The 22,865-nt window shown below is 36.8% G+C and carries 22 protein-coding genes and 2 rRNA genes (1 of these 24 only partly in view); 2 read left to right on the top strand and 22 right to left on the bottom strand.

All coding sequences use genetic code 11. From position 1 onward, the window contains the following. Window positions 1–89 precede the first annotated feature (89 nt). The 10 genes from NKG37_RS06630 to metG all read right to left on the bottom strand — a co-directional run bounded on the left by NKG37_RS06630 (window position 90) and on the right by metG (window position 11,402). Window positions 90–1,277 (bottom strand): IS4 family transposase, encoded by a 1,188-nt coding sequence (locus NKG37_RS06630; RefSeq protein ID WP_254414795.1) that lies wholly within the window; start codon window positions 1,275–1,277, stop codon window positions 90–92. A gap of 532 nt (window positions 1,278–1,809) precedes the next feature. Next, window positions 1,810–1,989, bottom strand: coding sequence for a hypothetical protein (locus NKG37_RS06625; RefSeq protein ID WP_254416010.1), 180 nt, complete (start codon window positions 1,987–1,989; stop codon window positions 1,810–1,812). Then, window positions 1,976–3,265 (bottom strand): IS91 family transposase, encoded by a 1,290-nt coding sequence (locus NKG37_RS06620; protein ID WP_254416009.1) that lies wholly within the window; start codon window positions 3,263–3,265, stop codon window positions 1,976–1,978. Before NKG37_RS06620 ends, NKG37_RS06625 begins: the two co-directional genes overlap by 14 nt. A gap of 136 nt (window positions 3,266–3,401) precedes the next feature. Next, on the bottom strand, window positions 3,402–3,665 hold the full coding sequence (veg, locus tag NKG37_RS06615) for a biofilm formation stimulator Veg (RefSeq protein WP_016204729.1): 264 nt from the start codon (window positions 3,663–3,665) through the stop codon (window positions 3,402–3,404). 334 nt (window positions 3,666–3,999) lie between these two features. Next, window positions 4,000–4,884 (bottom strand): sporulation peptidase YabG, encoded by an 885-nt coding sequence (gene yabG / locus NKG37_RS06610; protein WP_254416008.1) that lies wholly within the window; start codon window positions 4,882–4,884, stop codon window positions 4,000–4,002. 310 nt (window positions 4,885–5,194) lie between these two features. Then, window positions 5,195–6,073, bottom strand: coding sequence for a 16S rRNA (adenine(1518)-N(6)/adenine(1519)-N(6))-dimethyltransferase RsmA (rsmA, locus tag NKG37_RS06605; RefSeq protein WP_254416007.1), 879 nt, complete (start codon window positions 6,071–6,073; stop codon window positions 5,195–5,197). Beyond that, window positions 6,066–6,626, bottom strand: a complete 561-nt coding sequence (gene rnmV, locus NKG37_RS06600) for a ribonuclease M5 (RefSeq protein ID WP_101728753.1) — start codon at window positions 6,624–6,626, stop codon at window positions 6,066–6,068. The genes rsmA and rnmV overlap by 8 nt, the downstream gene beginning before the upstream one ends. Window positions 6,627–6,898: 272 nt before the next feature. Next, entirely contained in the window at window positions 6,899–8,056 is a 1,158-nt protein-coding gene (locus NKG37_RS06595) for a resuscitation-promoting factor (protein WP_367976418.1), read from the bottom strand. Window positions 8,057–8,316: 260 nt separating this feature from the next. Next, entirely contained in the window at window positions 8,317–9,084 is a 768-nt protein-coding gene (locus NKG37_RS06590) for a TatD family hydrolase (RefSeq protein ID WP_254416006.1), read from the bottom strand. Between the two features lie 329 nt (window positions 9,085–9,413). After that, window positions 9,414–11,402, bottom strand: a complete 1,989-nt coding sequence (gene metG / locus NKG37_RS06585; RefSeq protein WP_254416005.1) for a methionine--tRNA ligase — start codon at window positions 11,400–11,402, stop codon at window positions 9,414–9,416. Between the two features lie 467 nt (window positions 11,403–11,869). Here metG and NKG37_RS06580 point away from each other — a divergent pair, with 467 nt between their 5' ends. Further along, window positions 11,870–12,154: a transition state genes transcriptional regulator AbrB gene (locus NKG37_RS06580; protein WP_101728752.1), complete on the top strand. Its 285-nt coding sequence runs from the start codon at window positions 11,870–11,872 to the stop codon at window positions 12,152–12,154. Between the two features lie 188 nt (window positions 12,155–12,342). Here the strand turns inward: NKG37_RS06580 and rsmI are convergent, their stop codons facing one another. The 10 genes from rsmI to NKG37_RS06530 form a co-directional block, all read right to left on the bottom strand. Continuing rightward, window positions 12,343–13,206, bottom strand: coding sequence for a 16S rRNA (cytidine(1402)-2'-O)-methyltransferase (gene rsmI / locus NKG37_RS06575; RefSeq protein WP_016204720.1), 864 nt, complete (start codon window positions 13,204–13,206; stop codon window positions 12,343–12,345). After that, window positions 13,184–13,471 (bottom strand): GIY-YIG nuclease family protein, encoded by a 288-nt coding sequence (locus NKG37_RS06570; RefSeq protein WP_016204719.1) that lies wholly within the window; start codon window positions 13,469–13,471, stop codon window positions 13,184–13,186. Before NKG37_RS06570 ends, rsmI begins: the two co-directional genes overlap by 23 nt. Beyond that, the gene (locus NKG37_RS06565; protein WP_254416004.1) at window positions 13,461–14,204 is read right to left on the bottom strand and encodes a tRNA1(Val) (adenine(37)-N6)-methyltransferase; all 744 of its coding nucleotides are present in this window, start codon (window positions 14,202–14,204) and stop codon (window positions 13,461–13,463) included. Before NKG37_RS06565 ends, NKG37_RS06570 begins: the two co-directional genes overlap by 11 nt. A 129-nt stretch (window positions 14,205–14,333) precedes the next feature. Beyond that, on the bottom strand, window positions 14,334–14,711 hold the full coding sequence (gene yabA, locus NKG37_RS06560; RefSeq protein ID WP_016204717.1) for a DNA replication initiation control protein YabA: 378 nt from the start codon (window positions 14,709–14,711) through the stop codon (window positions 14,334–14,336). A 12-nt stretch (window positions 14,712–14,723) separates the two neighbouring features. Next, window positions 14,724–15,551, bottom strand: a complete 828-nt coding sequence (locus NKG37_RS06555) for a PSP1 domain-containing protein (protein WP_016204716.1) — start codon at window positions 15,549–15,551, stop codon at window positions 14,724–14,726. Next, on the bottom strand, window positions 15,544–16,551 hold the full coding sequence (gene holB / locus NKG37_RS06550; protein WP_016204715.1) for a DNA polymerase III subunit delta': 1,008 nt from the start codon (window positions 16,549–16,551) through the stop codon (window positions 15,544–15,546). The genes NKG37_RS06555 and holB overlap by 8 nt, the downstream gene beginning before the upstream one ends. Before the next feature lie 13 nt (window positions 16,552–16,564). Continuing rightward, a complete protein-coding gene (locus tag NKG37_RS06545) occupies window positions 16,565–17,002 on the bottom strand; it encodes a YaaR family protein (RefSeq protein WP_254416003.1) in 438 nt (145 codons plus the stop codon). A 108-nt stretch (window positions 17,003–17,110) separates the two neighbouring features. Continuing rightward, a complete protein-coding gene (locus NKG37_RS06540) occupies window positions 17,111–17,440 on the bottom strand; it encodes a cyclic-di-AMP receptor (RefSeq protein ID WP_016204713.1) in 330 nt (109 codons plus the stop codon). 161 nt (window positions 17,441–17,601) lie between these two features. After that, window positions 17,602–18,231 carry a dTMP kinase gene (gene tmk / locus NKG37_RS06535; RefSeq protein WP_016204712.1) on the bottom strand — a complete coding sequence of 210 codons (630 nt, stop codon included), beginning with the start codon at window positions 18,229–18,231 and terminating at the stop codon, window positions 17,602–17,604. Between the two features lie 21 nt (window positions 18,232–18,252). Further along, entirely contained in the window at window positions 18,253–19,689 is a 1,437-nt protein-coding gene (locus NKG37_RS06530; protein ID WP_254416002.1) for an aminotransferase class I/II-fold pyridoxal phosphate-dependent enzyme, read from the bottom strand. A gap of 237 nt (window positions 19,690–19,926) precedes the next feature. On the opposite strand from NKG37_RS06530, the gene NKG37_RS06525 reads away from it, so the two are divergent. Continuing rightward, window positions 19,927–20,139 carry a sigma factor G inhibitor Gin gene (locus NKG37_RS06525; protein WP_016204710.1) on the top strand — a complete coding sequence of 71 codons (213 nt, stop codon included), beginning with the start codon at window positions 19,927–19,929 and terminating at the stop codon, window positions 20,137–20,139. 105 nt (window positions 20,140–20,244) lie between these two features. Here NKG37_RS06525 and rrf read toward each other — a convergent pair. Together rrf and NKG37_RS06515 are read right to left on the bottom strand one after the other, a co-directional pair. After that, a 5S ribosomal RNA gene (gene rrf / locus NKG37_RS06520) occupies window positions 20,245–20,361 on the bottom strand. 72 nt (window positions 20,362–20,433) lie between these two features. Next, window positions 20,434–22,865: ribosomal RNA gene (locus NKG37_RS06515) — 23S ribosomal RNA — on the bottom strand (it continues 506 nt past the right edge of the window).

Here is a 22,865-nt window from a genome sequence, read left to right as displayed (position 1 = left end):
TCTGATAACTAAAAAAGCCAATAGGATGCCCGGGAAGTGCCTATTTAATTTTTTTGGCATTTCCCTGATTTTCCTATTTGTTCGTTTTGTTAGATAGCTGGTCGTTGTCCAAATCCATGTTTATTCGCATTTAGCCCTCTGGAACGTTTAAATTTCCTTCCAGGTCTAATTGGGACTCTATTTCGCTGAACTTCGTTCAGTAGGTCTTTATACATCTTTTTTCTTCGCCTTTGACTTGGTTCAATGATTAAACAAATGAGCTTATCTTTTAGTGCGCCAATTAAAATATTGGTGTTAGTTTTATATTTGTGCTTTAAGTCTTTATCCTTCTGATCCTCGGCGATGATCACATCTGACTCATGCTTTAGTAGGGAAGCCATGTTGCTTAAAAATAAAGCAGCATAAAACTCTTGTTCAATCGTCTGTTTTGTTTCGCCTGAGAATCTTTCAATCTGTATTTTGTTTTTTAAGACATCGTATTTTGTTTCGATTGACCATCGTTTAAAGTACAACTCTTTAAAAGCCGGAATATCAAAAGACTCATCTAATATATTCGTTATAAGTAATTCATCTTCTCCAGAGCCTAATGGGATACGGACCGCACGCAAACGCATGACGTTGCTTTTATACTTGAGTTCAATGACCTGATCAGGGATCCCTTCTTTTATAGCGGCTCGGTAAAAATTAACTGGCGTTCTAACAACAAAATTCACTTTATTCTTCAAAAGATAGTGAAAGAAATATTGAGATGGATACCCACGGTCAAAAAGAAAAAGGTCGTGGTTAGAACGCAGTTCTAGGAAACTATCAATTAATTCTATCGCTACTGTGCGCTCGCTATCTGTACATTTTGTGATTATCCCCTTTACAAATAAATCATTTCCGATATCATAAATAGTAGATACCATGGCTCTGGCAAGTTCCTTGCCATTGCCCTTTGATGCGCCGAAGGTATCTCTTAGCCTTTGGGAATTGGCTATTTCTATGATAGACGCATCAATCGCATATAACCGGAAGCCCTTATATTTAAAGGAGTTATTTGTCTGATAAAACCACGTCGTAATGGTGTCAAATAACGTCTTGAAGGCTTCTGGTTTTATTTTTTTTCGCGCTTGTGAAAATCCCTGTTTACTTATAATTTCTCCTTCTTTTTTAATCAACTCAAAAAAGTCATTCAACTCAATCTGCAAGCTTCTCGTTACTAGATTTAGCACAAACAAAATTGTTTCTGGGAAAGTCAATTTGCCTCCTTTACGTGTAAAGTAGGTTGATTTCATGCGGGAATCGCACATGAAATGGAAATCGTACAATACCTCCCTACATACTTCAATCGCTTCTAAAAACTTGCTTTTTTTCAACAAAAAAACCCCATTTCGTACGAGATATACCAAGAACTGGTATTCACGCTGATTATGGAGGTGTTTCTGAAAAGTCAAGGGGTTTTTTCAATTTTATACAACAATTTTATGAATCTTTTTTAATATTTACATATTTTTACAATTTAGGTTTATGACATTGGGACAGATCCCCTCCATCATTTGACAATTTAATTTTGCGATTGAAATCAAGGGTAATTTGCGGTAAAGTAGCCATTATAAGAATCCTTTCTGTGGTTATTTCGTCGTTGTTTTAACCTTATCAGAAATGGATTCTTTTTTCATTTATCAAGTGAATTAACATTTAACAAAAAAGTTTATTGGAATAACGATTGTAACCAATTAATGATTTTCTATGAATAATTCAGGATCATTATTATTATTTGTATTTTTCCCATAAGAAAAACCGGGCATAGCCCGGTCCTTTTCATGGTTAGAGAATATCCGATAATTTGTACTCTATGCCATGTACCCCTTTATAATACTCAGGATACATTTCACCCCCACATTTTTCACATGCAAACATAGGAGGAGTTGTCGGATCTCCATCATCCATTAAATCGAAATCCCTTACCACGTTAATAGGAATCTCTTCTTTCTCATGACACGCCAAACAAACATAGCTGACGCTCTGTTGCTTGGACTGGTTTAGGCTTATGTTTTTCTTCTTTTTCTTTCCCTTTTTGCGGGTTTTTGATACCGGTGAGATCGTTAATCATCCTTTCTAAATAAGCTCTTGTAGTTTTGCATAAGGCTACCTTTATTTCTAATTTACCATTTTCAAGGCAGACTTCTCCCTTGTATTCATAGTAACATTCACACCTCTGACAAACGAGAGGGTCTTTCTTGCCACTGGCTACTATTCTTTCACGCCACGTCTGGCGACGTAAGGTTTTCTTAACTTTTACAACCCAACGTCTTGCTTTTTGTTGCCAAGTACTCAACACTTTTTTACACAAGTTTTTTGATCTTCTAGAATACATACCGTAATGCCGAATAGTTTTAAATTGCTCGTCTGGGATATGGCGAATTAAACGTGAAATAAATTCTTCGACACTTACGGTTTCGAATTTGTCTTTTCCGTCAGTTTTATCCTTATATTTGAACGTAACGAATTGCCCATCATATGCCTCAATCCGATTGATTCCAATCGCTGGTCGACGAATATAACGGCCAATATAACGAAGTTGTTCTTTTATTTTCCCCCTCTGTTTAGGTGCATACACATAGAAGCCTTCGCCATTATTGGTGAACGCCTTTTGAAGTCTTGGTTGGATTCTTTTCTTTTCTCTTGGTGAAACTCCGTTTCTAATTAATTTTAATACGACCGTTTGCCATTGTTTACGAAGCATCGTAAATGGCAAGAAATCATACTGCTTCCATTCTCCTTTTTCTGTTAATCCACCCATTGTAACTAACATATGTACGTGAGGATTGAAGTTGACCCTTGAACCAAAAGTGTGGAGTCCAGCAATAATCCCAGGTGTTACCTTTGCTTTCTTTTTGAAGAAGTCAGTAAGTAGTCTTGCAGAAGCATCCATTAAATCTTTTAATAGATGTCGGTGAAGGAGAAATACATCTCTTAGTCCTTCATCAATCGTAAAAATTACGTGCCGATGATTAACCTGAAGAACATCTTCAGTAAGTAACCTACTCCATTCTTCACTTTCTCCAACAGAGCACGTGGTACAAAATCGACCTTTACATCGGTAAGGAACCTTTCGCACATCATGACAACCTTCACACACAAATAACTTAAATCCATTTTTGATATCCCCACAATCTCGAAATTTCTCAACCTCCTTAATTACGATAGGGCGGATTTTAGCACCGTGTTTTCTTTTGAAAGCTTCCCAATGTTGGTGTTTATCAAAAAATATTCTTCTCAATATATTGGTCTCCATAAAATGAAAATACCACAGCTTAAATGACTGTGGTAGACCCAAATTTTTATACTTTCTTATCTTTTGAAAAAAGCAGCAAACAAATTGTTCACTGCCGCTTAATGCTTTCAAGCAATAATAGTTAGCTTAAAGCAATTTGTCCTGATGTATCCTCAAAGAAGGTAATTTGAACCGTTTCTGTTAAAACATCTGCATAGCTGTATGATACACGTTCAAATGCATTTTCATCCTGATCTAACTCCACTACAAATACAGATGGATAAGTCTCTGCTAATACTCCTGAACGTTCTATTGTCTTGCGACGACCGCCATTTGCCTTCAGCATAAGCCTTTTTCCTAAATTTGAATCAAGAGCTTTTTTTATATCTGATAATGTTTTTGCCATTCGGTCCACCTCACTGTGTAAAGTATATCACACTGACATAACAGAGTCAAATAAAAACATAAATTATAACAGTCTTTTTCAGAAGTTGTCAATATTTTTTATTCTTATTTTTCTCCAATTTTTCAACAAAGATAGTTTGCACAATGTGAGGATAAATATGTAGAAAAATTCAATATTTTTCTACTATCTATTAATTACCATTAATATGAAGTAGCCAAACAAAAAAGTGGTCTTCCTGTTACTACCATAAATGAAGCACATATTGTAATAGTCCATAACCAGGACACCTGTATACAATGATATTCAGCTGTCTAAGGCTTACTTGCTATTTGCATCATACCTCTTCTGATTGATTTGTATGATATGGCATACCTGTTCGAAGGACTCCTTTCGTTTCAATTCCCCCTAACCCTTTTTCGCCAGTTAGTGTATTCCTTAAAACATCCCAAACGTTTACTCTTTCCATAAATGGCGTAAAGCTAATTTTTGCAACAATATAAACCGGATCAAGCGCATGAATATTTACTCTTGAAGGGGAACTAGCAAAATTGGCTCCTGCATAAATCAGAGATTCAAAGTGAGATTGACAAGCTCCAGCAAAGATGACTAACTGATCCAAATTAGGAAGCTTCTTTCTCGCCTCTCTGACGGTCTGTACAAAATATTTTGAATGGCGGTATGCATTGATATCATTCTTTTCTCCTAACGCCTTAGAATAAGCGTCATGACCTGTTATAACTAGTATATCTGGGTGATAGTAATCCAGCAAACTCCCTATCTTACTAGGCATCTCTTTTTCTTTACAATGCACTCCATTTACAGGTATCCCGATTTTTTCATATAAGGTGAGACATTTTTTTAAATAGTTGGGATCTCCATCAATATGAAGCACTTTTCCTGGTAATTGAAAATAGTTAGAAGGTTTGCTATAAGCTTCAGTTACTTGATACTCCTGCTTTCTTCTTAAGAGATTCACATCTTGTCGAAATAACTGGAGAGATTGTTCCTCCATCAACTGCACTTTTTGTGAAATCTTCCGTTGCATTGGCTGATTAACTAACACTAAATCTTCGTATGGAGCATCAGCAATTAGTCGAAAATCCTCTCCATAAAGAATGGCTATTTTTTTGCCATTCACTTCTTTTGTATCGATGATTCGAAATAATAGATCACAATTATAAGACTCTCTACCGACGATATCCATGATATTTATAGTCACTGTCGTCACTCCAATTAACCCAAACACACTTCTGAGTGTTTATTAGTATTCAATATCTATCTCTGATAAATTATGCATATGTCTATAAAGTTGTGAGCAATTCGAAAGAGAAGAATCGAAACATAAAGAAAACTAACCATCAGTGGGGACTTTTCCTTATCCCCCACCTGACTTCCTCGATTTTCCGCAGCTTAGTTAGAGATTTTACCGTCCGTTAAGAGTGGGATAAAAAAAGTGCACGAAAGTTTTTTCTCCCCTTATATTTTTCGGGGAAGAGAAAACTAACCTGTGCACCTTTTTGTATCATCAATTAGCTAAACTTTTCATACAGCGCATCGCTTAACTTCGCAAACTCTTCGATAGATAATGATTCTCCGCGCCTAGAAGGTTCGATATTCGCTTGGTTAAGCGCCTCTATAATGTCTGCCTTCTTTTCTTTTCCTCTCTCTAATTGGCTCGATAGATTATTGAGGATGGTTTTTCTTCTTTGTGCAAAACTTGCTCTTGTTACTTGAAAGAAAAAGTCTTCATTTATTACTACAACAGACGGTGTTTCCCTGATAGTAAGACGAATAACAGCTGAATCTACATTTGGTTGTGGAACAAAAACAGTTTTTGGAACAATCATGACTACTTCTGGTTTCGTATAATACTGAATAGCAATGGACAGAGAACCATATTCCTTCGTTCCTGGTTTAGCAGAAATTCGTTCCGCCACCTCTTTTTGAAGCATAACGACAATTCCTCTCAAAGGAAGCTTTTCTTCTAAAATCTTCATAATAATCGGTGTGGTAACATAATAAGGCAAATTAGCAACGAGCATAACATCACGAATATCACTAAACTCTGTGTCTAACATTTCTTTTACGTTAGCTTTTAAAATATCCTGATGAATAATTTTTGCATGAGGATATGGCTCGAGTGTTTCCTTTAAAATAGGCAATAGACGTTGGTCGATTTCATAGGCAACAACCTTTTTGCTGCGCCTTGCTAATTGTTCTGTTAATGCACCAATTCCAGGACCAACTTCAATTGCACCAGATTCTTCTGTTAGCTGTGCATGATCCACAATATTTCGTAAAATGTTTGTATCAATCAAAAAATTCTGCCCTAAGCTTTTCTTAAAAGAAAAACCATACTTATCTAGAATTGCTCTTGTTCGTGCAGGTGTTGCTATATCTTTATACATTCTTATCCTCCTGGCGTATTTCCTTAATGGCTTGTGCAAATTCTTCCTTTGTAATATGAAACATCAATAATCTTTTATAAAGTTGTTTCCCATTTGTATACCCGATTTTAAGAAACTTACCTAACTGTTCTCTACGTTCCTTAGAATCAGCACCACCAATTAATCCCGCATCAATTAAATCTTCTTTTGAAATTTCTTCTATTATTGCTTCCTGCATAGGATGAGCATCTTTTAATGCCTCTCGAATTGCCTCTACTGAAGCGTGTTCCACCCCAACCCCTTTTCCATGCTTATGAATAGCAAGTTCTTTTGGAATAAAGGCATGTTTACAATCTGGAATATGCTTTTCAATTGTATGACGAATTTTTTGACCGGGATAGTCTGGGTCAGTCAATACAATAACTCCTCTTGTTTTTTGCGCTAGCTTTATTTTATCCAATGTTTCCTGATTAATTGCTGATCCATTTGTTTCGATTGTATCTGCATCAACCGCTCGCTTAATAGCGGTAGTATCATCTCGTCCTTCCACTACTATTATTTCTTTAATCTTCATGGAACCTCCAAAAAAATAATTATAAATTTGAAAAAAAAATGAAACATAATTGTAACATGAATCGTCTATATATACAGAGAGAGAGAAAAATTATAATCATTATCATTATAGCTAATATTTTTGTTTTAACAAATGGCTGTTTTCTGCAGTCAATTACAAGTAAGAACGTGTTAAAAGAAGCAAAGAAAAAGACAGAGGAATGCTTCCTCTGCCAGATTGCCTATCTTTTTTTCCATGAGAAATCATGGATAAGTGTCGAGATTTACTAATTGTTAATTAATTATTTTAATCTTGACTTGCTTGTTACCCCAACGGTAAGCTTCTGCTTTTGTAGCAAAGAAAACATCAATTTTCTGCCCTTTTACACTTCCGCCTGTATCCGCTGCAACAGCATAGCCATAGCCTTCTACATAAACCTTTGTTCCCAATGGGATAAAGCTTGGGTCGACAGCAATTACTTTCGCATTCGGATTAGCCTTCAGATCAATCCCAGTAGCCGTCCGGCCAGAACATCCATTACAGCTAGCAGTATACGCTGTTGAATTGACATATACTTCTTGCCCGCTTTCTTCGCCTCGGGATGCAAGTTGTACGACTTCGCCTTTTGTTCCAACAGATACAATTTTATCCTGCTTTTCTTTCACTGTTGTTTCACTGAGTAATTTTCGGGAAATCTCTTTGCCATTTTCCTTCGTAACTTCATACTTTTTAGAGACTAACCCTTCTGTACCCTCTTTAAGTACTTTTTCTGTTCCGTGAGGAAGATCATCGTCTTTTTGGGTGATTACGGCAAAATTAATCGGTTGTTCCACTACATCGGTGACCTTTTCTATTCTTGTTATATGAACAACAGTTTCCTCTTTCACTTTTTCCTTTAGAGCTGGTTCAACTCGGTCTAATTTTTCAAGTGATATTTCATGTTGTGTTAAAAAGTCAGCGACCGTAGTCGAAGTGGACCATACTTGTTTTTTCTTTCCTGCGTCTACTAGTGTTACTGGAAATGCTGTATGTACGACAACTTCCATGTTATGTTCTATTGCATTGTTTTCTTTCTGATTGATCTGATCATGCTCGTTCAAAGAAATTTTTTGTTCTTCTAAAAATTCCTTAACAGTATCTACTGTTGTCCAAACCGTTTTCTTCTCGTCGTCTTTTTGCAGTTCAACCTGTTTAGCTTTCTTCCAGACAACTTCTAGGTTATCTGTAACTTTTGTGTTTAACGAGGGAAACACATAATCTTCTGAGCCAACGGTAATGTCTAAGTCATCAAATATTTGTTGTATAGTAGATGAGTGCGTCTCGATGATTTGTTCTTTACCATTTAGCGTTAGTGCCACTGTATTTTTAGTAGTTTCATAAATTAAAAATCCTAAGCTACTCGCAAAAACGATGAAACTAGCTAAAAAGATGGACACTTTTTTCCTGCTCAAAGATTTCGAAAACAGGTTTTTCATGTTTTTGATTACGATGAAAAACGCCTCCTTTTCTCTCGGAGTGATTATATAGAGTATCATGTCCGCTGTCAACCCTTAAGAATCTTTGAACGTATATCTTATTATGCAAAAAAAACAGGCGAAAGGGAAGAAAGAAATCTCGACATAATTAGTCTATGAGAAAGGAAAGCGATGTAGAACGATTAAAAATGAATGAGGTTTGGACAAGCTCTTTCTTCATTCGACAAAAACCTTTATCAGTTTATGCCGAATAATTTTTTTGCATTTTCTGTTGTTTTCGAAGCAACTTCTTCATAAGACATTCCTTTAATTGCCGCAATCTCTTCCGCTACTAGTTTTACGTAACTTGGTTCATTCCTCTTACCTCTAAATGGTGTTGGTGCTAAATATGGACAGTCTGTTTCAATTAATAAATGATCTAATGAAATAGCTTCTGCAACCTCTTTTTGTTTGCGAGCATTTTTAAAAGTAACTGTTCCACCTAATGAAATATAAAAATTCATATTTATGCATTCAAGTGCTGTCTCTACACTTCCACCATAGCAATGCATAATGCCACCAACCTCTTTTGCCTCTTCTTCCTTTAAGATTTCTACAATATCAGCAGTAGCTTCTCGATTATGAATAACTATCGGTAGTTTCACTTTTTTTGCCAGTCTAATTTGTTTTCTAAATACTTCTTTTTGAATATCCTTTGGCGATTTATCCCAATGATAATCTAGACCCATCTCGCCTATTGCAATTACTTTTGGATGACTTGACAATTCTTCAATCCAAACTAAGTCCTCCTCTACCATATCAATAGCATCTACCGGATGCCACCCTATACTTGCATATACAAAGTCATATTGTTCAATGAGCTCCATTGCCTTGGTAATAGTAGGTCTATCAAACCCAACAACCACCATTTTTTCCAACCCTGCATCAAGTGCACGCTGTATCACTTCTTCTACATCTTCTTGAAACTCATTTGCATTAATATGTGTATGTGTATCAAATAACATGATATCCATCCCTCCATCTTTTGTTAGATATACTTACATTTTTTTGTTAGGCAAGCTATATCCGGAAAGTAATTGTTGCATAAATACACTCCGCTTTCCGTGACTCCAAGTTCTCCCTTGTCTTGCCACTTCCCATGGCTTCTGTACGTATTCAGCCTGCTCAGTATTACCTTTTACATTTTTTCTATTGAAAAAGAACAACCGTTAGAAAACAGCCTGGATGAAAGAAGAAAAACATAGAGATGTTTAAAATATGGATTTCTCGCCGATTCCCTTAAAAATATCGGCGAGTTTATCCACTAAAAACATCTCCATGTTTTTCATTCATTTTATTTTACTTTTGCACCTAATGGTAAAGCTTCTGCTATTGTTGCAAGAGATAATTGACCGTCATGACTTCCAGCTAAAATCATTCCTTGCGAAAGTTCTCCTCTTAGTTTAACCGGTTTTAGATTGGTTACACAAATAACCTTTCTTCCGACTAAATCTTCTGGAGAATAGTACTTAGCGATCCCAGAAACAACTTGTCGTTTCTCATAGCCCAAATCTAATTGCAACTTTAATAACTTGTCTGCTTTTTTGACAGGCTCTGCTTCAATAACTTGTGCTACACGTAAGTCAACTTTCATAAAGTCATCTATTGTAATTTCCTCTACTTCCGGTACTTCCTGAACTTCTGGTTTTTTCTCTTCTTCTTTTTGAGGTCCCTTCATTTCTCCTTTGATAAATTCTACTTCTTCTTGAATATCTAATCTAGGGAAAATAGGTTCTCCTTTTTCTACTACAGTGCCTGAAGGAATTACCCCAAAACGTTCAAGACTATCCCAAGTTTGTAAAGATGCGTCTTGAATGTTCAATTGTTTAAAAATCTTGTCAGGCGTTCTTGTTAAGAACGGCTTTAGTAATATAGCAATTCTTCTTAACGATTCTGCTAAATGATTCATCACAACTGCTAACTCTTCCGTTTTTTCCTCTTTTGCTAATACCCATGGTTGCGTCTCATCAATATATTTATTATTTCTGCTAATTAATTGCCATAATGTTGTTAATACAACAGAGAACTCCATATTTTCCATATGCTCCGTGTACTTTTCTGCTGTTGCTCTATGTGCCTCAACAAGAGATTTTTCAAATGTTCCTTCTGAACCTTTATAAGTAGGAATTTCTCCGTTAAAGTATTTATTGATCATCGCCACCGTACGATTTAATAAATTCCCTAAGTCATTGGCTAAATCAAAATTTACTCTTTCTACAAATGCCTCTGGAGTAAATACACCATCTGATCCAAACGGAACTTCTCTTAGTAAATAGTAACGTAGAGCATCTAATCCATAGCGATCGATTAATGTTACTGGATTAACTACATTTCCTTTAGACTTGGACATTTTTCCATCCTTCATAAGAATCCAGCCATGTGCAAATACTTTCTTCGGCAATGGTAGATCTAATGCCATAAGCATAATTGGCCAATAAATAGTATGGAAACGTACAATTTCCTTCCCCACTAAGTGGACATTTGCAGGCCAAAACTTCTTATATAATGTTTCATCATCTGAACCATATCCTAGAGCAGTAATGTAATTAGAAAGTGCATCTATCCACACATAAACAACATGCTTCGGATCTCCTGGAACTTTAATTCCCCAATCAAAAGTTGTTCTTGAAACCGCGAGATCTTCCAATCCCGGTTTAATAAAGTTATTAATCATTTCATTCTTGCGGGATTCTGGCTGAATAAATTCTGGATTTTCCTCATAAAAGGCTAATAAGCGATCAGCATATTTTCCCATTCTAAAGAAATAAGACTCTTCCTTTACTAATTCTACTGGATGGCCACTATCAGGACTCTTCCCTCCAATAACTTTTCCATTTTCATCATAAATTGGATCAACTAACTGTAGTTCTGTGTAATAAGTTTCGTCTGAAACAGAATACCAGCCTTGATACTCATCTAAATAAATATCACCTTGATCTACTAATTTCTTAAACATTTTTTCGACAATATCTGTATGTCTTTTTTCTGTTGTACGAATAAAATCATCATAGGAAATATCTAGTTTATCCCATAATTCTTTAATCCCAGCGACAATTTCATCTACATATTGAATAGGCGTAATCCCCGCTTCTTCTGCTTTTCGCTGAATTTTTTGTCCATGTTCATCCGTCCCAGTTAAGTACCGAACTTCATAGCCTCTCAGTCGTTTATAACGGGCCATTGCATCTCCAGCAACTGTTGTGTAAGCATGTCCAATATGTAAATTGCCACTTGGATAATAAATTGGCGTAGTAAGATAAAAAGTTTTTTCTTGATCCTTCACTTAGTTCCCTCCTATATATATGTATACAATATGTACCTATACTAAAATAACCGCTATTACTATTGTAACCATTCTTCTTTTTTATCGAAACAAAAAAGTATAAGAACATTCGTAAACCGCATAATCATTGCCATTTTTTCCTTTTATCCCATCAAAATATACCTAAAATCAATAGTTAATGCAACAGACATTTTTCTGTCTGTAGGAAAAGAAGTAAAATTGTAGGTTTTTGTCGAAAAAAGAACAAAAATAGAACAAATAGACCATACCAATTTATTCCAATAAATGTTTAAATATTGCACACCACCTTAGAAAAACCTAATTTAATAAGGTTTATAAAATACATTAATTTCAAAATAAAATAATTGACGTTTATGGGAATGGCTGGTATTATAATGACATACAAAGAAATTTGTCGAAAATTAGCGAAAAAAATATAAATATTTACTTTTGGGAGGAGAAATGAAATGAAATCTACAGGTATTGTTCGTAAAGTTGATGAATTAGGTCGTGTGGTTATTCCAATCGAATTAAGACGTACATTAGGAATTGCAGAAAAGGATGCTCTAGAAATTTATGTAGATGATGAAAAAATCATCTTAAAAAAATATAAACCAAATATGACTTGCCAAGTTACTGGAGAAGTTTCAGATGATAACTTATCTTTAGCTGGTGGTAAATTAATTCTTAGCCGTGAGGGTGCTGAGAAATTAATTGAAGAAATTAAAAGCAACTTTGAACTTTCAAAATAAGATTAAAATAAGAAATGTGTAAGTGCTTTACTCATTTAACTAGTCTTTATGTTCTACTGAAAGCTTCTTGAAATGACTACTCAAAGAGAAGAGCTTATTCATTCTTTTTTATAAAATAAAGGGCTGCCGCCTTAAAAGGGAACATTATGCTATTTTTACTGTTCCAATTTAAGGCAGTAGCCCTTTTCTTATTCAATATGATATTCTTGATAAACGTCTCTTTTTTGCATTCCTCTATCTAACGCTGTTTTTTTGATTGCTTCTTTTACTGTAATATCCTCTTTTTGTACATAGTAATCTACTTGCTGGACAATTGTTAACTCATCCCACCAATTATCTTCTTCCGCTTGTAATTCACCCTGTTCGATAACCAAACAAAACTCTCCTCGGATTTCTTCTGACTGAGACCAAGCAATTGCTTCTTCAACCGTGCCTCGAATGAATTCCTCATATAGCTTTGTTAGCTCTCTACATAAAGTAATTTTTCTATTACCGAGAATCTCCATTATTAAAACTAATGTTTCTTTTAAGCGATGTGGTGATTCATATAATAATATTGTACCAGGAACATTCTTTAGGAAAAGCAGTTCCTTTTTCTTTTCCTTCTTTTGTCGATGAAGGAATCCATAAAAATAAAAAGGATGTGTTGGAAGGCCGGAAGCTATAAGGGATGTTAAGGCTGCATTGGCTCCTGGCAGGGGGATAACTGGAATTCCTTGATCAATTGCATCTAAAACAAGCTCATAGCCCGGATCTGCAATAGTAGGCATTCCTGCATCACTAACTAAAGCAATTACTTTTTCCTCTTTCAAAGCTTGTATTATCTTATGACCGCTTGTCTCTTTATTATGCTCATGATAGCTAATAACCGGGGTAGTGATTTCAAAGTAATTACAAAGCTTTTTCGTATTACGTGTATCTTCAGCTGCAATAATATCTGCCTCTTTTAAAATCCTGATTGCTCGAAAACTCATATCCTCCAAATTCCCGATAGGTGTAGGTACTAAATATAAAGATCCATTCTTTTCTTTAAAACTTTTTTGTTGTCTCATATGCTTCACCAACTTCCTTCATTAAAAACTTCTCTTTCTTCTTTCTATCCAATTGTTTAAAGGCATACTCTGCTTTCATAGCCTCTTGCTTTGTTTGGAACTCCTCATGATAAATAATAGACACTGGCAAACGACCCCTTGTGTATTTTGCCCCTTTTCCTTCATTATGTGTTTTCAAACGCTTTTGAAGATCATTTGTATATCCTGCATAATAGCTTCCATCATTACACATCAATACATAAAAATAATGTCCTTTACTTTCCATAGAGTATCTTACTCATTTCCTCTGTATAATTGTTGCCATCTTCATAAACAAATAACGGAGGTAACACCTTTAGATCAGGTTTTCCATCTTTTATTGCTTCCACTAGTAAAATATTCGCTTCTTTCCCTTCCTTTGGATATACAAATCGTATACGCTTCGGCTCCAGTCGATTAGCTCTCATCAAAGAAATAATATCTAATAGTCTTCCTGGCCGATGAACAAAAGCTACTTTACCGCCTTGCTTAACTAGTTGACTGGATATACGAATGGTATCTTCTAATGTACAAAGAAGTTCATGTCTCGCAATAGCAAGATGTTCATTTATATTAATTTCCTCAATAGAATTAGTCTTCTTAAAGTAGGGTGGATTACAAGTTACCGTATCATACTTCTCATAACCGAGTAAGCTAGGGGCCTCCTTAATATCACCATGAATCATTTTTATCTTTTTTTCTAAATGATTATACTGAATACTTCGATTTGCCATATCGTACAATCGTTCCTGAATCTCAACTCCAATAATATCTCCTTCTGTTCGAAGTGACAAAAAGAGCGGAATAACTCCATTACCACTACATAAATCCACAACTTTTCCTCTTTTTAAGGGAACAGACACAAAATCAGCTAATAATACTGCATCTAATGAGAAAGAGAACACAGATGGACTTTGAATAATTCTTAACCGTTCATCCAGTAAATAATCTAATCTTTCGTCTCCATTTAATGGAACCACTCTTTCTTTCCCTCCATTTTACTTATTTCTTGCATAGAAAAAGAGATGCCTCAAGAAGAAAGAGTCATCCCGCACAATACGATCATTGTATTGCTTACATACTCGGGCAGTAGTTTCTTTGAGACATCCTTATTTTTTATTAAGAAATGATAAACAAAATAGACAATCTCCATCTTTTCGGGGACTTCCAAAATGAAGATTACAAATATGGAAACCTTCTTGATATAGTCTTGCTAGGTTATCATAGCCTTCTCCTATATCAATGTTTTTTTCCTCCAACGTTTTATTTTGTTTTGCATTTCTTTTTTTATGTTTATCCTGTTTCGATTCTTTCTCTCTTGGTATATCCTCTAAGTGCCTTCTTAGATTCTCATTTTCAAGCTGCAGCCTATTATTTTCTTCAATAAGCTCTGCTACATGCTGTTTAAGATCACCTAACTGCTTATATAAATTACCAATTTGACTTTCCATATTTATTACTGATTCAAAAACTTCTTTTTTATCCACTTTTCCACCTCATTAATCTGTGGATTGAACTGAAACAGCATCCTCTTGCAGTATTTCATCTAATGTATATTCAAGCACTCGTTCTTGTTCCGAAATTTCCACTTGGAGTACACGTTCTAAAATATTTAAACCAACAACTTTTCCCTTTCCATCTGGCGTATTGATCCAATCACCTAAATCTGGTAAGAGTTCCTTTGCAGCTTCATAATCGTCATTTTCATATTTTAAACAACACATTAATCGTCCACATAATCCAGAAATCTTTGTTGGGTTTAATGAAAGGTTTTGGTCTTTAGCCATTTTAATAGATACTGGTTCGAAATCTCCTAAGAAAGTTGAACAGCATAGCATCCTCCCACAAGGGCCTATTCCTCCAAGCATTTTCGCTTCGTCTCTGACACCAATTTGACGAAGTTCAATTCTTGTTCGAAAAATGGAAGCTAAATCTTTAACCAATTCCCTAAAGTCTACTCGACCATCTGCAGTAAAATAAAAAATAATTTTATTACGGTCGAATGTATATTCTACATCTACTAATTTCATATCTAATTCATGTAGCGTCACTTTCTCGCAACAAACATCATATGCTTCTTTTGCTGCACTCTTGTTTTCCTCTACAATCATTTGATCTTTATGATCCGCAATCCTTAATACTTTTTTTAAAGGTAACACAACATCATTTTCATCTACTTTTTTCGGTCCAATAACTACTTTCCCGAATTCTACCCCACGAACAGTTTCGACAATGACGAATTCACCTTTTTGAATAATTAATTCATTTGGATCAAAATAATATATTTTTCCAGCTTTTTTAAAGCGGATTCCTACAACATCATACAACTGAAGATCCCTCCTGCAGCTCTAGCACCAGCTGCTCCATCAATAACTGTGGATTCATATTCCCCTGCAGCTTTCGCTTTGCTTCAAAAATAGCTGTCATTTGTTCCGTTAAGCGTCTGTTAGATGTTTTTAAGGCATAAACCTCTAACCGATCTCTTTCGTTAACGTATACAATCTGATCGTGCTTGCCAAGCTGTATATATAATAAATCTTTATATAGTAGCAATAATAAATCGAGCCCTCTGTCAAACTGGTCTTTATCTTTAAATTGCGTAAACCAATCTCTTTGAAGAGCAACTAATGCTTCTAACGGAGCTCCCTTAAGAGCCTCATATAATTTTACCACTATTTTTCGCGCTTGTACAAACCATTCATCCGTACTTAGTGTCAGTGCCTCATCAAAATTATTGGTAATTTGCGCGAGTAAAGGAGCTTCATTTGGTTTAATTCCATTTCTTACTAATTCTTTTGCCATTTCATTTGGAGATAAAGGCGTAAAGGAAAGGACCTGGCATCTTGACAAAATGGTTGGCAATATTTGCTGAATTTGTTCGGTTAATAGAATAGCAGTTGTTTCCGCATTCGGTTCTTCCAAGAATTTCAACAAACTATTAGCAGCATTCGTAGTCATTTTATCTGCATGAACAAGAATGTATATCTTTTGCTTTGATTCCACCCCAGTTTTTGAGAATTCTTCTTGCAGGCTCTGTATCTGATGTTTTTTTATCGATAACCCATCTGGTTCAAGTAAATGAACGTCAGGATGATTTCCATTATTTATTCGCTTGCAATTTGAACATGTTTCACATGGAACATATCCTTCTATACTATTTTTACATAAAATGCTCTTTGTGAGAACAAGACTTATTTCTCTTTTACCCGTTCCCTTCATTCCCTCAAAGAGGTAGGCATGTGCTAGTCGTTCTTTTTTTAAGCTGTTTCTTAGCATCTTTAAAACAATGGGTTGTGTCTGTTCAAGCTGTTCCCACGTTCTTGTCAAGACAATCACTCCATTACGTATATATATTAATCAGCAAACCTTTAATTTCGCCAATTTTATCTAAGATATTTAAGCTGTTTTTTTCTTTAGCAATTACTTCTTCTGTTAGTTCAACTAATTTATCATCAATTACTTGTACAACACTGAGGTCTCTTCCTTGACCAAATTGATCCCATGAATTATCCTTTTTCACTTGCATCCCAAATTCAACAGCTTCTTTTACAAACTGTTTAACAAGCGTTTTATATTTAGTCAAATCCTTTAAATTTTGAAATCGACCTAATATATTCCCGGTATCATCAATATTTTTCATTAAGTTTTGTAGTTGTTCAACCTTTAATTTCTCATTTTGTTGTTGGACATACCCTCGAAATTTTGAATTACCTAAACTACCTTTCGTCTCAATTCTCGTTCCTTCTGAATTGAGACGAATGTCTTTATTAATCTTCATATTCTTCCTCCTGAAGAATGTTCTAACTTCTTACTAAGAGATAGGAGTATCTTGAGTTTGTCATTTAACCGTGAAAATACACCGATAAAAAGTTAACCGACGTTCAAATTAAAATTGCTTAAATTGCTCAACAGGTAATACAAAAACAGTTGCTCCTCCAACTTCCACTTCTACTGGATAAGGGACATAGGAATCTGCATTTCCTCCCATTGGCGACACAGGTGCCACTAACTGGTCTCTTGATTGACAGTTTTCTTTTATTATTTGCAGTGCCTTTTCTACACGTATATCTTCCGTCCCTATCATAAAGGTAGTATTCCCAGATTTCAAAAATCCGCCAGTACTTGCAAGCTTTGTCGCTCTAAAATTATTTTCAACAAGTGCATTAAGCAATTTATTACTATCTTTATCTTGAATGACTGTCAGAATTAATTTCATTTTTATCCCGCCCTTATTATAGTTTCCGAATGTTTTATAACTTGTCCCTATTATAGCAATAAATACAAAAACAAACAGCTGATAGAAAAATTATTTCTATACACTCTCATCTTTAAGAAGAACCCTATTTGCATATTACCCTATTATAAAAGTAAACATTATTACTTTAAGTAGTGATCAATAATTGCGATTGTATCTTGAAAAACTTGTTCTAAAGGCTTCGATGCATCCACCTTCCTAATTCTGTCTGGAAACTTCTCTATGACCTTATAATAGCCTTCTTGCACCAATTCATGAAATTCTATTTTTTCTAAGTCTAGTCGATTGATTTCCCTATCAGTGGTATTATTAATTCTTGCTAAACCAACTCGTGGATCTAAATCAAAATAAATCGTAAGCTCAGGCATTACATTACCGATAGCAAATTGATTGATCTCCCAAATTTCATCCATATCAATTCCTCTAGCATAACCTTGATAAGCCAAAGAGCTATCAATAAAACGATCACATAGAATAATCGAACCATTATTGAGAGCTGGTATCACCTTCTCTACTAAATGCTGTCTTCTTGCTGCTGCATAAAGTAATGCTTCTGTCCTAGCATCCATTTCAGTATGTTTCGGATCTAATATAATACTTCTAATTTTTTCTGAAATTGGAATACCACCTGGTTCCCTCGTCTTTATGATTTGTTTCTCTTGTTCTTGGTAATAGGTTAACAACATATCGATAATCGTTGTTTTCCCTGCTCCTTCTGGTCCTTCTAATGTAATAAAGAGCCCTTTTGTCACTTTATTGTCCTCCTAAAGCTGTCATTTCTCGTAAATATTAATTTTATTGTTATAAATAGAAGAGCTTCCTTGGAATCTTGCTCCATTCTTTAATAATTTCTTAATTTGATCGATGTGATATTCAGTGATTTCCTCACCAGGCATTAATAGCGGAATTCCTGGCGGATACGGAATAATCGCTTCTGCACAAACAGCATGAAGTGCGTCACTTAATAATACTTCTAATTTGCTTCGTTGTGCCTGTTCTTTTTCACTAAGTTTTAATTCTACTATATCCTCTCTCTTTTTTATAGATTGATCTAGTTCCTTTTTAAAGGAATATCCAGATGAAATCCCAGTAAGTGCTTTTTTAATCTTGATTATTATGTTATCAAGAGGAAAAGCCATCTGTTTTTTTAACAATGGAAAAACAAATAAAACATTATAAGAATCTGCTAGTTCTGTATATATACCTTCCTTTTCTAGCCGTTTTTGAATTTCAAATCCACTTATATCAGTTGTAGATTGAACAGTAATTTTTAAAGGATCCCCTTGATAGGGATAGTTTAATACGTTTAGCTGTGGAATCATTTGCAGCTCATTACGAAACTCTGCAATGGTCTTTTCAAGGTAATCCCAATCTTCCATCTTATATGTTGCTAAATACTGTCTTGCCTTATCTAATGAGGCCATGATTAGATAAGACGGACTGCTAGACTGTAACATTTCCAAATAAGATTTCACTTCCTGTTGTCTTATAAAATCTGTATTATAGTGTAAATAGGCTCCCATTGTTAAAGCTGGTAACGTTTTATGTGCGGACTGAACCACTATATCTGCTCCTAATTGAACAGCGGATGATGGAAAATGAGAATTACCTCTAAAATGGGCACCATGCGCTTCGTCAACTAATACGCAAATTCTGTTAGCGTGTGCTAATTGAATAATTTTCTCTAACTCTCCCACCATGCCATAATAATTAGGATAAGTTAATATTAATGTTTTTACATTAGGGAATTGTGCAATTGCCTGCTTAATTGTCTTTACTGAAAGAGGCATCTCCACTTTCCAATCTTCCTCATAATCTGGACTCAGTAAAATGGGTTGTGCTTTTGCAAGCTTTATTCCATTCATAATTGATTTATGACTATTTCTTTGCACAAATACTTTATCTCCTTCTTTTAAAGCAGATAATATCATTGCTAGGTTTCCGACTGTACTTCCATTTACAAGAAAATAGCTTTTTTTGACTCCATAAAAATCTGTTAATAGTTGTTCTGCATCTGCTATAACGCCTGCTGGAGCATGTAAATCATCTAAACCATTTAGCTCTGTAACGTCTAACTTCCATAATAATCCTTTCCATTCATCGTCTTGGGATAACAACTCGCCGTTCTTATGACCAGGTACATGAAAGGATATATTATTTTCTGACTGAAATTGTAAGAGTTTAGAATATAAAGGTGTTTGTTCTTGCAATTGTATTTCCCCTTTTCTTGTATCACTTTTTTTATTTTATCACTTTTTTTACATAGGAAGTAAGCTGTATGGCCATCACTTTTTTTCACTAGCTTATTTATAAAATAAATGACTAACTATGTATTCCTTTTTTCTTAACTTGCTAGATAAAAAATTTTTTGTTGATTAATAGATTTTGAGAATCAATGTATACGTGATTGCTAAAATGGTTAGAATAGTTGCTATGGAGGTGGAGAAATGGGAAAATATCATACAATCCAATCAAGCAAAGGGGAAAAATGTCTTATATGTGAGCAAAATAAACTTGAAGGGATTCATCTCTTTCAATCCTTTATATGCCTAGAATGTGAAAGAGAAATTATTAACACAAAAACAAACGATCCAAAATATCAGTACTTTGTTTATCAAATGGCAAAAGTAAGAATTCTACAAGAAAGACGCCAAGCTTAACATCGACTTCCCATAAGAAGCTTTTTAACTATTAAAAGTTTAGAAATAAGAAATAGCATACAACAAAAAACAAGCACCTACCAAAGTAGATGCTTGTTTCCTATTGCCTGGCGACGTCCTACTCTCACAGGGGGAGAACCCCCAACTACCATCGGCGCTGAGAAGCTTAACTTCCGTGTTCGGTATGGGAACGGGTGTGACCTTCTCGCTATCGCCACCAGACTTCTTTATTTAGAGATTTGTTCTCTCAAAACTAAATCATTTAGAAGGAAACCAATTTGCCAAGTAATCATTTTAGTTAAGTCCTCGATCTATTAGTATCAGTCAACTCCACATGTCGCCACGCTTCCATCTCTGACCTATCAACCTGATCATCTTTCAGGGATCTTACTAGCTTACGCTATGGGAAATCTCATCTTGAGGGGGGCTTCATGCTTAGATGCTTTCAGCACTTATCCCTTCCGCACATAGCTACCCAGCGATGCCTTTGGCAAGACAACTGGTACACCAGCGGTGCGTCCATCCCGGTCCTCTCGTACTAAGGACAGCTCCTCTCAAATTTCCTACGCCCACGACGGATAGGGACCGAACTGTCTCACGACGTTCTGAACCCAGCTCGCGTACCGCTTTAATGGGCGAACAGCCCAACCCTTGGGACCGACTACAGCCCCAGGATGCGATGAGCCGACATCGAGGTGCCAAACCTCCCCGTCGATGTGGACTCTTGGGGGAGATAAGCCTGTTATCCCCGGGGTAGCTTTTATCCGTTGAGCGATGGCCCTTCCATGCGGAACCACCGGATCACTAAGCCCGACTTTCGTCCCTGCTCGACTTGTAGGTCTCACAGTCAAGCTCCCTTGTGCCTTTACACTCTACGAATGATTTCCAACCATTCTGAGGGAACCTTTGGGCGCCTCCGTTACTTTTTAGGAGGCGACCGCCCCAGTCAAACTGCCCACCTGACACTGTCTCCCACCCCGATCAGGGGTGCGGGTTAGAATGTCAATACAGCCAGGGTAGTATCCCACCAATGCCTCCACCGAAGCTGGCGCTCCGGCTTCCAAGGCTCCTACCTATCCTGTACAAGCTGTACCAAAATTCAATATCAGGCTGCAGTAAAGCTCCACGGGGTCTTTCCGTCCTGTCGCGGGTAACCTGCATCTTCACAGGTACTATAATTTCACCGAGTCTCTCGTTGAGACAGTGCCCAGATCGTTACACCTTTCGTGCGGGTCGGAACTTACCCGACAAGGAATTTCGCTACCTTAGGACCGTTATAGTTACGGCCGCCGTTTACTGGGGCTTCAATTCAGAGCTTCGCACTACACGTGCTAACCCCTCCTCTTAACCTTCCAGCACCGGGCAGGTGTCAGCCCCTATACTTCGCCTTGCGGCTTCGCAGAGACCTGTGTTTTTGCTAAACAGTCGCCTGGGCCTATTCACTGCGGCTCTCTCGGGCTTTAACACCCAAAAGAGCACCCCTTCTCCCGAAGTTACGGGGTCATTTTGCCGAGTTCCTTAACGAGAGTTCTCTCGCTCACCTTAGGATTCTCTCCTCGCCTACCTGTGTCGGTTTGCGGTACGGGCACCATAAATCTCGCTAGAGGCTTTTCTTGGCAGTGTGGAATCAGGAACTTCGGTACTATATTTCCCTCGCCGTCACAGCTCCGCCATATGGTAATGGGATTTGCCTCATTACCGGCCTAACTGCTTGGACGTGCTAATCCAACAGCACGCTTACCCTATCCTCCTGCGTCCCCCCATTGCTCAAACGATTTAAAGGTGGTACAGGAATATCAACCTGTTGTCCATCGCCTACGCTTTTCAGCCTCGGCTTAGGTCCCGACTAACCCTGAGCGGACGAGCCTTCCTCAGGAAACCTTAGGCATTCGGTGGATGAGATTCTCACTCATCTTTCGCTACTCATACCGGCATTCTCACTTCTAAGCGCTCCACCAGTCCTTACGGTCTAGCTTCAACGCCCTTAGAACGCTCTCCTACCACTGACATCATAGATGTCAATCCACAGCTTCGGTGATACGTTTAGCCCCGGTACATTTTCGGCGCAGAGTCACTCGACCAGTGAGCTATTACGCACTCTTTAAATGGTGGCTGCTTCTAAGCCAACATCCTGGTTGTCTAAGCAACTCCACATCCTTTTCCACTTAACGTATACTTTGGGACCTTAGCTGGTGGTCTGGGCTGTTTCCCTCTTGACCACGGATCTTATCACTCGTAGTCTGACTCCCAAGAATAAGTATTTGGCATTCGGAGTTTGTCTGAATTCGGTAACCCGATGGGGGCCCCTAGTCCAAACAGTGCTCTACCTCCAATACTCTCAATCTTGAGGCTAGCCCTAAAGCTATTTCGGAGAGAACCAGCTATCTCCAAGTTCGATTGGAATTTCTCCGCTACCCACACCTCATCCCCGCACTTTTCAACGTGCGTGGGTTCGGGCCTCCATCCAGTGTTACCTGGACTTCACCCTGGACATGGGTAGATCACCTGGTTTCGGGTCTACAACCACATACTATTTCGCCCTATTCAGATTCGCTTTCGCTGCGGCTCCGTCTCTTCAACTTAACCTCGCATGTAATCGTAACTCGCCGGTTCATTCTACAAAAGGCACGCTATCACCCATAAAAGGGCTCTAACTACTTGTAGGCACACGGTTTCAGGATCTATTTCACTCCCCTTCCGGGGTGCTTTTCACCTTTCCCTCACGG

Source organism: Niallia sp. RD1 (genome assembly GCF_024219955.1).
Lineage (GTDB): Bacteria > Bacillota > Bacilli > Bacillales > Cytobacillaceae > Niallia > Niallia alba.
This window is presented reverse-complemented; position numbering and strand designations above follow the sequence as displayed.